General features: G+C 67.7%; 11 protein-coding genes. 4 read left to right on the forward strand and 7 right to left on the reverse strand.

The window, feature by feature from the left end:
• Positions 1-2: 2 nt before the first annotated feature.
• The 5 genes from FPZ61_RS11555 to FPZ61_RS11575 all read right to left on the reverse strand — a co-directional run bounded on the left by FPZ61_RS11555 (position 3) and on the right by FPZ61_RS11575 (position 6,084).
• A complete protein-coding gene (locus FPZ61_RS11555; protein WP_185466737.1) occupies positions 3-638 on the reverse strand; it encodes a peroxiredoxin in 636 nt (211 codons plus the stop codon).
• Positions 639-741: 103 nt separating this feature from the next.
• Positions 742-2,553 (reverse strand): SLC13 family permease, encoded by a 1,812-nt coding sequence (locus FPZ61_RS11560; protein ID WP_185466738.1) that lies wholly within the window; start codon positions 2,551-2,553, stop codon positions 742-744.
• An 11-nt stretch (positions 2,554-2,564) separates the two neighbouring features.
• Positions 2,565-4,211, reverse strand: a complete 1,647-nt coding sequence (hflX, locus tag FPZ61_RS11565) for a GTPase HflX (RefSeq protein WP_185466739.1) — start codon at positions 4,209-4,211, stop codon at positions 2,565-2,567.
• Positions 4,208-4,819 (reverse strand): HAD-IA family hydrolase, encoded by a 612-nt coding sequence (locus FPZ61_RS11570; protein WP_370593434.1) that lies wholly within the window; start codon positions 4,817-4,819, stop codon positions 4,208-4,210. The genes hflX and FPZ61_RS11570 overlap by 4 nt, the downstream gene beginning before the upstream one ends.
• Before the next feature lie 47 nt (positions 4,820-4,866).
• The gene (locus FPZ61_RS11575; protein ID WP_185466741.1) at positions 4,867-6,084 is read right to left on the reverse strand and encodes an NAD(P)/FAD-dependent oxidoreductase; all 1,218 of its coding nucleotides are present in this window, start codon (positions 6,082-6,084) and stop codon (positions 4,867-4,869) included.
• A gap of 75 nt (positions 6,085-6,159) precedes the next feature.
• Between FPZ61_RS11575 and FPZ61_RS11580 the strand changes: the two genes are divergently transcribed.
• Together FPZ61_RS11580 and FPZ61_RS11585 are read left to right on the forward strand one after the other, a co-directional pair.
• Positions 6,160-6,909, forward strand: coding sequence for a phosphoadenylyl-sulfate reductase (locus FPZ61_RS11580; protein ID WP_255441562.1), 750 nt, complete (start codon positions 6,160-6,162; stop codon positions 6,907-6,909).
• 3 nt (positions 6,910-6,912) lie between these two features.
• On the forward strand, positions 6,913-7,683 hold the full coding sequence (locus tag FPZ61_RS11585) for a type III pantothenate kinase (protein WP_185466742.1): 771 nt from the start codon (positions 6,913-6,915) through the stop codon (positions 7,681-7,683).
• Here the strand turns inward: FPZ61_RS11585 and bcp are convergent.
• A complete protein-coding gene (bcp, locus tag FPZ61_RS11590) occupies positions 7,661-8,128 on the reverse strand; it encodes a thioredoxin-dependent thiol peroxidase (protein WP_185466743.1) in 468 nt (155 codons plus the stop codon). The genes FPZ61_RS11585 and bcp overlap by 23 nt on opposite strands.
• Before the next feature lie 64 nt (positions 8,129-8,192).
• On the opposite strand from bcp, the gene FPZ61_RS11595 reads away from it, so the two are divergent.
• A complete protein-coding gene (locus tag FPZ61_RS11595) occupies positions 8,193-8,699 on the forward strand; it encodes a hypothetical protein (protein ID WP_185466744.1) in 507 nt (168 codons plus the stop codon).
• A gap of 92 nt (positions 8,700-8,791) precedes the next feature.
• On the forward strand, positions 8,792-9,481 hold the full coding sequence (locus tag FPZ61_RS11600) for an alpha/beta hydrolase (RefSeq protein ID WP_185466793.1): 690 nt from the start codon (positions 8,792-8,794) through the stop codon (positions 9,479-9,481).
• Positions 9,482-9,548: 67 nt separating this feature from the next.
• Here the strand turns inward: FPZ61_RS11600 and FPZ61_RS11605 are convergent, their stop codons facing one another.
• Positions 9,549-11,831 (reverse strand): AAA family ATPase, encoded by a 2,283-nt coding sequence (locus FPZ61_RS11605; RefSeq protein WP_255441563.1) that lies wholly within the window; start codon positions 11,829-11,831, stop codon positions 9,549-9,551.
• Between the last annotated feature and the right edge of the window lie 5 nt (positions 11,832-11,836).

Here is an 11,836-nt window from a genome sequence, read left to right on the forward strand (position 1 = left end):
ACTCACTTGTTGGGCTGAGGAGTCATGCGCAGGTACGGCTTGATCTCGGTGACACCCTTGGGGAATTTGGTGCGCGCGTCCTCTGTGGCGATCGAAGGAACCACCACGCAGTCCTCACCGTCCTTCCAGTTCACCGGCGTGGCCACCTGGTGGTAGTCGGTGAGTTGCAGGGAGTCGATCACCCGCAGGATCTCTGTGAAGTTGCGGCCGGTGCTGGCCGGGTAGGTGATCTGCAGACGCAGCTTCTTGTTGGGATCGATGATGAAGACCGAGCGCACCGTCAGGTTGTTGAGGGCGTTCGGATGAATCATTCCGTAGAGGTCACTGACCGTCTTGTCGGAATCCGCCAGGATCGGGTAGTCGACGACGGTGCACTGGGTCTCGTTGATGTCGGAGATCCAGCCCTTGTGACTTTCGGCGGAATCCACGCTCAGGGCGATGGTCTTGACGTTGCGCTTCTCCCACTCGGGCCTCAGTCGGGCGACCTCGCCGAGTTCGGTGGTGCAAACCGGGGTGTAATCGGCAGGATGGGAGAAGAGGACGACCCAGCTGTCGCCGGCGAAGTCGTAGAGATTGATGGGTCCCAGCTGGGACTCCTGGGTGAAATCGGGAACGGTGTCACCGAGTTGAAGCGTCATGGGGAAAACGTCTGGTGCGAGGGAGAGGTGTGGATCATGGTGTGAAAGGGCGCCGTTCCGCCGCCGTAACCATGACCGGAGTCCAGGTTAGGCACCCGCCTGCCTAGATTCCGAACTGGCCGCAGATCAGCCAGGGGACCAGCAGGGTCATGGTGAGGGTCAGGGGCATGCCGTAGCGGGCCACATCGAGGAAGCGATAGCGACCTGGCCCGAAGACCATCAGGTTGGTCTGGTAGCCCACCGGGCTGAGGAAGCTCTGGCTGGCCCCGAACAGCACGGCGTAGATGAAACCCATCGGCTCCTGGCCCAGCCCCTGAGCCAGCTGGGCGGCGATCGGGATCAGCAGGACCACCGTGGCGGCATTGCTCATCACCTCGGTGAGCAGGCTGGTGAACAGGAACACCACGGCCAGCGCCCAGAACACGGGCCACCCTCTCAACAGCAGGAGCATCGCCTGGGCGATGGCCGCCGCCAGTCCGGTTTTCTCCATGGCCACGCTGAAACTGGCCAGGGAGCCCAGCAGCAGGATCACGTCCAGGCGGATCGAGCGCTGCAGATCCCCCGGCCTCAGGCAGCCGCTGGCCACCATCGCCACGGTCCCCAGCAGCACCGACGCCACCAGCGGCATCACTTGCAGGGTGGGGAGCAGGATGGCCAGCAAGGCGATCACCAGGGCGATCCCCTTGCGGCCGGCGTAGGGCAGGTCCTTCTCCAGCTGCTCCAGCACCACCAGGTCGTTGCTGGCCTGAAGGCCCCGGATCGCGTCACGGGGAGCCTGAAGCAGGAGCACGTCGCCATCGCGCAAGACCACCCGACCCAGGCGTTCGCGCAGCACCGCGTTGCCTCGCCGCAGGGCGAGCACGGTGGCGTTGTAGCGCTGGCGGAAGCGCAGATCCCGCAGGGTTTCCCCGGGCAAGGTGGATCCCGAGGGCAGCAGCACCTCCACGGTGAGCTGGCTGGCAGGATCAACCGCCTCCAGGTCCCCGTCTTCGAGCTTCGCCGGCGCCAGGCTGACCGTGCGTTCCTGCTGCAGTCGCAGCAGATCTTCACGGCTGCAGCGGAGCAGCAAGCGGTCGCCTTCAGCCAGGGACAGGTCCGCCAGGGGCGGCAGGAATCGCTCCTTGCCGCGGTGCAGCTCCAGCACGTCGAGGTCGAACCGCCGTTGCAGGCGGCTGTCGTGCAGCGAGCGGCCCAGCAACTCCGAGCGCCTGGGAATCAGCACCTCGGTGAGGTAACCGCTGCGGGCCATCCCTCCCATCAGGTCGTTGTCGTCGACCCCCCGGTTGGGGAGGAGGCGATCAGCGAGGAGCACCATCATCGTTCCCCCCACCAGCCACACCCCCAGTCCGATGCCGGTGAAGCTGAACAGGTCGAACTCTCCGTAGCCGAGCTTGTTGCTGACCTCACTGGCCAGCAGGTTCACGGAGCTGCCCAGCAACGTGAGCGTGCCCCCCAGCACGGTGGCGAAGGAGAGCGGCAGCAGCACCTTCGAGGGAGCGATCCGGTGACGGTGGCACCAGCCCTCGATCACAGGCAGCAGGGTGGCCACGATCGGGGTGTTGGGGATGAAGCCCGAGACAGGGCCCACCACCGCCACCATCAGGGTGATCATTCGCCCGGGGCTGCGCACCGCATTCGAGCCGATCAGGGCCCGCAGGCGATCCATGGCGCCGGAGCGGAACAGACCGGCGGAGAGGGCGAACAGGCCCATCAGGGTCACCAGGGCCGTGCTGCCGAAGCCCTGCACGGCTTCGGCGGGTTCGAGCACCCCGCTGGCCATCAGCAGGCCCGCCGCCAGCAGGCCGGTGAGCTCTGGGGCGAGCCAGCCGGTGATGAACAGCCCCACCGCCAGGGTCAGCACCAGCAGGGTGATCAGAGCCTGGGGCTGGAGGGCGACCAGGAGCAGTGCCTCCATGGACGCATTTCCTATGTGGATTGCGGCCAATTTTGCAGGATCTCGCGCAGGTGCTGCAACCCGAGGCCCCCCGTTGCGGAAACGAACACCGAATCCGCGTCCAGAGCCCGGGCCTCCTCCAGGGCGGAGGCGGGGCAGCGATCGATCTGGTTGGCCACCAGCCGCCTGGGCACGTGACTGCCGAGGGAATCGAGGATGGTGTGGACGGTCCTGAGCTGCGTGGCCCAGGCCGGGTCGGCCAGATCCACAACGATCAGCAGCCCGTCGGACTCGAGGGTTTCTTCCAGGGTGGAGCGGAAGGCTTCCACCAGCGGCGGCGGCAATTCCCTGATGAATCCCACCGTGTCGGTGAGCAGAAGGCGCTGCACCGTTCCGCCGGCATCGGGCAGCTCCAGCCGGCGGGTGGTGGGATCCAGGGTGGCGAACAGCTTGTTCTCCGCCAGCACCTCCTCTCCGGCCAAGGGCCTGGTCAGGGCATTGAGCAGGGAGCTCTTGCCCGCATTGGTGTATCCCACCAGCGCCAGCCGTTTCAGGCCAGTCCGGCCTCCGCGCAAACGAGCCCGGTGCTCCCCCAGGCACTCCACGTCGCGCTGCAATCGCTCGATCCGGCGGGCAATGGCGCGGCGGTCTTTCTCCAGCTGGGTTTCTCCCGGCCCCCGGGTGCCGATGCCGCCGCCCTGGCGGGAGAGACTCAGGCCGCGTCCGCTCAGCCGGGGCAGGCGATAGCGCAGCTGGGCCAGTTCCACCTGAAGGCGCCCGGCGCTGCTGGCGGCCCGCTGGGCAAAAATATCGAGGATCAGCTCGCTGCGATCACTCACCGGCAGGTCCAGCAGGCGCTCCAGGTTGCGCGCCTGCACCGGTGTCAGCTCCCGGTCGGTCACCACCAGGCTGGCCTCGAGTCGCCTGGCCTCCAGGGCCGCTTCACGCAGCTTGCCTTCGCCCCAGAGCGTCTGGGGGGCAGCCTGCTGGCGCTTCTGGCGCACCACCCCCACAGGAAGGCCACCTGCGCTCCGCACCAGCCCTTCCAGCTCGGCGATGTCACGCTGGCTGTCGCTCTCCTCGCCGCTCACCAGCGCCAGCAGCATCACCCGCTCCGGACCCTGACGGGTCTGGTTGCCTCCATCGGCCACCCCCAGGTCGCCGCAGTCGGCGGGGTTGATTCCGGGATCGCAGAGGTCGGCGAGCTCTCCCTCCATCCGGCAGTTCCATGGCTGCGCTTCGTCGCGGCTGAGCCCATAGACGGCGGCGGGCCAGCGCCCGCCGGAGCGGGCCCTGTCGCCGTAGCGGAGCCAGAACATCGGCTGGAGATCCATTCCCACCAGGGCCTCACTGCCCAGGGGCTCCAGCGACTGGCCCCGGCCGATGCAGCTGAGCAGGCGCAGATCATGGCCCTGGCGCCGTTCGGAGCCAGGCAGACGTTCGATCAACCGACCCGATTGCTCCAGGGGACCCACCCACAGCAAGCGGCAGAGGCCCCGGCCATCCACCACCAGGCTGAGGGGCAACGCCAGCTCCCGGGCCTCGGCCGCCAGCCGCTGCAGCCCCAGCAGGTCGGCTCCCCCTTGCTCAGGGTGGCGGCGATGGGCGAGACGCTCCAGCCGCCGTTTCTGGGCAGGCCGAAGGCCTGAGACACGCCCGGCGAGGACCGTCTGTTTCAAGGGCGCCGGATCAGCAGGCAGACGATGCCGGCCGCCCGGGCTCCGGCCACATCCTCGGGGCTGTCGCCCACATGCCAGGCCTGCCCGGCGCTGAGCCCCAGGCCGTCGAGCGCCAGTTCAAAGGGTCGCGGACTGGGTTTGGCGGCGCCTGCCGCGCTCGAGACCACCACCAGCTCCAGCAGTTCCGCCAGGCCGAGGGCCTGCAGCAGCCCATGCAGGCGCTGGTCGAAGTTGCTCACCACCGCCAGCCGCAGGCCGGCCCCGCGCCAGCGGTTCAGAGGCTCGATCACATCGGGGTAGACCTGCCAGAGATCAGCCTCGGCAAAGCGATCGAACAGCTCCCGGGCCAGCTGCGATGGCAGCTCCAGCTCGCTGTTCTCCTCGCTTGTGGAGCGAAAGGTGTCTTCGATCCGCTGCCCCCACCACTGCCGCTCGGCCGCCAGCAGCTCCTGGCCCTCCAGGCCGGGGAAGGCCAGGGGCGGTGCCGCGCGCAAAACCCCTGGGAAGACCCGATCGATCGCCACCGGCTCCACCATCAGGCCATGTTGGCTGGCCAGGGCCGCATAGGTGTGGCCCACCGACCGCCGCAGGCCGATCAGCGTTCCCACGGCATCCAGTAACAATCCGGCCGGCGCACCCGTCGCCCCAGGCGGGATCATCGTGGCGATGGCAGCAGGGGCCGGCCAAGATCGCTCAACCAGCCTGCGGCCACCCTCAACTGATGCGGCAGGCCAGGCAGCCTGGAGAGGTAGGCCAGCTGGCGGATCCTGTAGGCCGCGGGCCCAGCCAGGGTCACCCCCAGGCCGGTGAGGCTGGCTTCGCCGATGCCCAGGCTGATCATCTCGCCCAGATCCTTCCAGCGGAAGGGCTGCAGTGGCTCGCCCTCAAGCGAGCGCAGCAGGTTCTCCGCCAGGCAGTCGGCCTGCTGAAAGGCCACCTGGGCCGTGGCCGCCAGGGGCGCTCCATCGGCATCTGCGACGTCAGCCACATCACCCAGCGCGAACACACCGGGGTGGTCGCGCAACTGCAGGGTCGGTTCACAGTGCAGGCGGCCCCGGGCGTCGAGGCTGGCGACGGGCTCGATCGGAGGGGGGGCCACCGTCACGCCTGCGGTCCAGATCACTCCATCCACCGGCAGTGACTCGTCGCTGCCGGCGGCGTTGTCTGCCGTCAGAGAGAGCAGGAGGCGGCCTGGCTCGAGGCCCAGCACCCTGGTCTGGGTGCGCAGGCGCACATCGCGACGCAGCAGGGCTGAGCGGGCCTGCTCGCGGTTGAACGCCCTGGCCTGGGGCAGCAGATCGGGCCCCTGCTCGATCAGCTCGATCACGGTGCTGCCCCGGAGCAGGTCGGCCAGCTTGCAGGCCAGTTCGACACCGCTTGGTCCGGCTCCTACAAGCGCCAGCCGCTGCAGGGGCCTGGGGTGGCTGCGCAGATGCTGCACCAGCTCCTGCAACCGTTCCACGTCCGCCAGGCTGCGGAAGGGAATGGCCAGGTCCTCCACTCCCGGGATGCCGTAGCTGGTTCCGCGGCTGCCGGTGGCGATCACCAGCCGGGAATAGGGGAGCTGGCGGCCCTGCTCGGTGTGGACGCAGCCAGCGCTCGCATCGATCCGGCTGACCCGATCCTTCAGCCAGGCAATGCCACGGCTGGCCAGCAGGGTGTCGTAGCGGGGGGCCACTTCCCAGCTGCGCAATTCCTGCGAGAGCAGCTCGTAGAGGAGGGGGAGGAACAGGAACCGCTCCTGAGGTTCAACCAGCAGGATCGGTGGATGGTGGCGACGGGAGGCCAGGGCCAGGGCGGTGTAGAGGCCACCGAAGCCGCCGCCGGCGATCAGCACCGGCCGCATGGCATGGCGGCTGCTGGACTCCTCCATGGGCGAAAGGCCTTGCCCTCTGCTGTTGATCAAACCCTAACCAGGGGTGTTGCCCCAGAGGAGATGATGGTCAGCATGACCAGCCTCACCATGACTCCGCTGCCGACGGATCGGCTGGGCCGGGCCGTCGATCCCGAACAGGCCCGCCGTGTGCTGGAGCCTCTGGATGCCCCTCGGCAGCTGGCCTGGGGGTATGAAACCTTCGGGGAGGGTTTTGCGCTCACCACCAGTTTCGGGATTCAGTCGGCGGTGCTGCTGCACATGGTCAGCCGACTGGATGAACGGATCCCCGTGATCTGGGTGGACACCGGTTATCTTCCCAGCGAGACTTACCACTACGCGGACAGGCTCTGCACGGCCCTGAATCTCAACTTGAAGGTGGCCCAGGCGGAGCTCTCCCCGGCCAGGATGGAAGCCCTCTACGGCCGCCTCTGGGAAACCGGTCGGGTGGACGACCTGCAGACCTACCACCGCCTGCGCAAGGTGGAGCCCCTCGATCGCCTTTTCCGTGAGCTGGGGGTGCACTGCTGGGCCAGTGGAGTTCGCGGCAGCCAGACCGACCACCGCGGCGCCATGGCACCCCTGGATGCTGTGCGTGGTCGCTGGTCGCTCCGTCCCCTGCTCTCCTGGGGCCCGCGGGACGTGTTCTATTACATGGACAACCACGCCTTGCCCCAGCATCCCCTGTTTGAACAGGGTTACTCCAGTGTGGGCGACTGGCATTCCAGCCGTCCCGACAGCGGTGATGGTCGGGCCAGTCGCTTCGGGGGGCTCAAGCAGGAGTGCGGCATCCACCTTCCCGGGGTGATGGGCGAGGGCATCTGAACGGTGCCTGACGGCGACCTCTGGTTGCTGATCGGCAACAGCCGCTGGCACTGGGCCGAAGCCTCCGGCAGGGCTTCTGCTCGATCCGGGCCCCAGGGGTTGCGCTTCAGCCACAGCCTGCCTCCGGCTGATCCTGCGTCCCTGCCCTGGCAGCGGCTGCGTGCCTGGGCCGCTGTTGGCCCACTTCCCTTTCAGGGCAAGGGGGATTCCACGACTCCGGAGGGGTTGGAGTTGCGGCGCCTTCAGCCTGCGAGCGTTCCCCTGCATCGGTTGCCCCCATGGCTGGGGATCGATCGTGCACTGGTGGGCTGGCAGGCCTGGCGGAACCAGGGTTGCCATGGGGGAGGAGCGGTGCTGGTGGCCGACGCGGGCACGGCCCTGAGCCTGACCCGGGTGGGGGCCAATGCCACATTTCAGGGGGGACGGTTGCAGCCCGGGCTGAGCACCCAGCTGAGCTCCCTTGGGCTGGCCACGGAGCTGCTGCCGCAGCTGGCGCCCTCGGACCCATGGTTCGATCGGCTTCACCAACCCGAAGGCCTCTGGCCAACCCAGACGGAGCCGGCCATGCGGATGGGGTGTCTGCTGGGCCTGGCCGCTGCCGTTGCGCAGGCCTGGCGTGAGCTGGAACGGCTGGAGCCCACGGCACTCTGGCTCACCGGTGGTGATGCCCCTGGACTGGTCCCGCTGTTGCAGCAGGCGGACGTGCCTCTGCAGCTGGCCCCGAACCTGGCGCTGGAAGCGCTGGTGGATCTCAGCTCAGGCCAAGATCAGTGAGGATCTGCTGGGCCATCTCCTCCGCCTTGACCTTCCAGTAGATGCGCTCCAGGTTGCCTTCGGGGTCCACAACGAAGGTGTGGCGCATCATTCCCATGTACTCCCGACCCATGAACTTCTTCATTCCGTAGCTCTCGTAGGCCGTGGCCACCTCGCAGGGCTCCGGATCGCTGAGCAGGGTGAAGGGCAGCTGATGCTTGTCGATGAATTTCGTGTGGCTGCCGGCTGGGTCCTTGCTGATGCCGAGCACCTTGATGCCGTGCTTCTCGAAGCTTGCCCACTGGTCACGGAATCCGCAGGCTTCCTTGGTGCAGCCAGGGGTGTCGTCCTTTGGGTAGAAATAGATGACCACCCGCTGACCGCGCAGCTCCGCCAGGGCCACTGGACTGCCGTTCTGGTCGGGGAGGCTGAACGAAGGGGCCGGATCTCCGATCTGCAGCGACATGGTTCAACGCTCGCCAGGCTTGATCCTAGGTCGCCGGTAGGGTCGGTTGATCTCCCCAAGCCCGATGGCCCTCGCTCTTCGCCTCGGTCTCTCCACCCTGTTGGCCCTGATCGGTGTCGCGGGTCTGGTCCAGTTGACCCTGCAGCCTCCTCTGGCGAGCCGCACAGGGACATCGGCAGCCGTGGTGCTGGCCGATCTCGAGGCCCAGGAGGCCCTGCTGGACCAGCGGCAGCAGGCGGCCCTGCTGCTCAACCGTTTCGTTGGGGCCCAGATCACCCGTTATTTCTGGGGTGGTTTCAGTTCCTACCTCGATGTACTCGGGATCGAGGTCCCCCAGGACATGAAGACCCAGCTGGAGGTTGATGACCAGAGTGCCCAGCTCACCGTCACCCCCCGCACCGGGGAAGAAACCTATGTGGCCCGGGTGGAGGCCATCGAGAGCGTCCCCCGCGGTGTGGTCTGCCGTGGAGAGGGCGACCCGGGAGCGTTTCCCTTCCAGGCCGACCGCCTCGGTTGTCCCCTGGGATGGCGTTCGCTGGGGAGCCTGCGGCGTCTTCGACCCACACCCTGAGTCGGAACCGTGGTGTGGTCCAGCCGCAGCTCTGTCTGCGTTCCCTCAGGAAGTTGTTGGCAAGTGCAACTCACTTGGTTAGGTTGAAAGAGATGTTCCTTCGCCATCCCGTGCTGAAGCGTCTTGCCGCTGGTCTCCTTGCTGGAGCCGCTTTCACTGCCACAGCCATGCCCGCCTCGGCCGCTGTGGACAACAACCTCCCCGTTCGTTGGAACACCGGCGGTGCCGTGTGGTCCACCGATCTGGATGCTTTCAAAACCTTCATCGAAGACGGTGACGTGACCGACCGTGGTCTTGCCGGCGGGATCTCCCGCTCCGGCTGGACCGCCGACGAGCTGCGTACCGGTCTGGCCAAGAGCTACAGCGTCGATGTGGTGGGTGTGTCCCGCTTCCTCTACTCCGACGCCGGCGTCAAGTTCCTCAAGAACCAGACCCGCAGCTACTTCCCCTATTGGTCGATGTCCACCTACGCGGTGCAGGGCCTGCGGGGCGCGATCATCGCTGACGCCGCCGATGGTTCCATCTCCTCGGCCGGCATCATGGCCGCCCTTCCCACCGACTTCCGCCTGGCTGACACCTGCGGCACCTACGACGGCAAGCAGAACATCTGCGCCGAAGGCAAGTGCCAGGGTGAAGCCCAGTGCACCTCCCTGCTCTCCTGGTACGTCTTCCTGCCGGCCTGCATCCAGGCCAATCAGATGACCGATCCTGTGGCCCAGGTGCGCACGGCCCCTGCTCCTGCTCCTGTGTTCGAGTCCGAGCCCATCCGCGGCCTCTGGTGATTCTCACCTCCTGGCTCCGGCCAGGTGCCCCGATCGTTTTCCTCACCCCGGCATTGCCGGGGTTTTTTTATGGCTGGTCACGGTTCGCCTCCCCTGCCTGCGGCGACGGCGACGGCGACTGTGCCGGGCGGCGGGCGATGAGGCGATTGTGGCGCAGCCGCTGGGGCAGACGTGCTCCGATTCGATCGCGAAATCCTGCTTCCAGCCGATTGACTTCCCCAGCGCTCATCGCAGCCTCCAGCCGACGACGGTAGGGCGCCTCCGGGCCGAACCAGCGCTGAAGGGCGGTTTCGCTCAGCTCCAGGGTCAGGAACTCCTGCCAGCTTTCCAGCTCCACCGCCCATCCCAGCTCCTCCAGCGCTGCGGAGAGTTCAGTGGCGCCGGGATGAGGCGCCAGCCAGCCCTCTTCCTGGAGGGTGAGGCGCCGCAACAGGTTCGTCAGTGATGGGTCCTTGGAGACGTTGGAAGGGTCCCCAGGCTTCTCCAGCAGCTCAGTGAGCGCACCGGCGGGCCCCAGCAGGGGCTCACTCAGCAGCAGGCGCCATTGCGCCCTGGGGCTGCACAGCTGATTGAGCTGCTGCAACCACTGGAGCCAGAGCGCTGGCGCCAGCCCCTGGAACGGCGAGCGGGCCACCAGCCACTCGAACCGTTCCCCTGGCTCGATCGCGGCGGCCAGCTTCCGGGGGCTGGTGGGCTCCAGCAGGAGCAGCCGCGGGCTGCGCAGGCTGTCGAGCAGCTGGCTCTGGGCCTGCAGCCGCTCCAGATCCGCCGCCGCATTCACGCCGATCAGCACGCCCCCCTCGGGACTGGCCTCCAGGGGATCCAGCGCCCAGAGCAGGGAGCGGGCTGCGACGATCAAAGTCCGGTCCTGACGTTGCCAGCGGGCTCCGTCCCAGAAGCGCTGGCGGAGCTGGTCAAGCCGCTCACCCTCAGCTCCGGCCTGGCGCTGCAGCCAGCGCTCCAGTCCAGCGTCGTCCGGCCCGCTGCTGAGCAGAAGGCCCGAGTCGGCGGAGCTCTCAGCCGCGGCCGAGAGCTGGGCGGCACGTCGCCGCTGCAGCCGCTCCTGGAGTGTCCCCTCCCAGCCGAGGCGTCCCGGCAACCAGAACACCTCGCCCTGAAGGGCTGCGGGCAGGTAGGTCTGGGCCACCCAGTGCTCGGCGTAGGCGTGGGGATACCGGTAGCCGACCCCATCACCGAAGGCAGCCCCATCCCGGTTGGCGTCCCGCAGGTGGGAGGGCACGTCCTGGCGGTTGGTGGCTCGCACGCTCTTGAGGGCGTCAAAGAACCCCAGCACGCTGTTGCTCTTCTCGGCTCCGGCCAGGTAGAGCGCAGCCTGAGCCAGGGGATAGAGCCCCTCCGGCAATCCCACCCGCTCGAAGGCCGCCGCACAGGCCTCCACCACCACGACCGCCTGTGGGTCCGCCAGGCCGATGTCTTCCCCGGCGGAAATCAGCATGCGCCGGAAGATGAAGCGGGGATTCTCCCCGGCTTCCACCATGCGCGCCAGCCAGAACAGGGCAGCATCCGGGTCGGACCCTCGCAGCGACTTGATGAAGGCGCTGATCGTGTCGAAGTGGGCATCCCCCTGCTTGTCGTAGAGCACGGCCCTTTGCTGGATCGACTGCTCGGCGATCTCCAGGTCGATCCGGATCACCCCGGTGTCATCGGCGGGGCTGCTCTCCACCGCCAGCTCCAGGGCGTTGAGCAGGCTGCGGGCGTCACCCCCGGCCACATCGAGGAGGTGATCGGCCGCCTCGGAGCTCAGCTCCACCGCCAGGCCCCCATAGCCCCGCTCCTCGTCGGCCAGGGCTCGCTTCAGCAGGACTCTCAGGTCGCGGGGCTCGAGCGGCTGGAGACGGAACAGCCTGGAGCGGCTCACCAGGGCCTTGTTGACCTCGAAGTAGGGGTTTTCGGTGGTGGCGCCGATCAGGGTCACGGTGCCGTTTTCCACCCAGGGGAGCAGGGCGTCCTGCTGGGCCACGTTGAAGCGATGCACCTCATCGATGAACAGCAGGGTGCGCAGGCCGTGCCGCTCCAGCCGCTGGCGTGCGGCCTCCACCTCGACGCGCAGGTCCTTGACCCCCGCAAGCACGGCGTTCAGGCTGGTGAAATGGGCCCGGGTGGTGCTGGCGATGATTCGCGCCAGGGTGGTCTTTCCCACCCCCGGCGGCCCATGCAGGATCAGGTTGCCCACCCGATCGGCCTGGATCGCCCGCCGCAGCAGCCGCCCTGGGCCGAGGATCTCCTGCTGCCCCACGAACTCTTCCAGGTTGCGGGGGCGCAGGCGGTCCGCCAGGGGGGCCAGGGCCTGGCGGGTGATGTCCCCCTGATGGCTGAACAGGTCGCTCAAGGGCT

Origin of the sequence: Synechococcus sp. BSA11S (assembly GCF_014224355.1) — a bacterium.
In the GTDB taxonomy this organism is placed as follows: domain Bacteria; phylum Cyanobacteriota; class Cyanobacteriia; order PCC-6307; family Cyanobiaceae; genus Regnicoccus_A.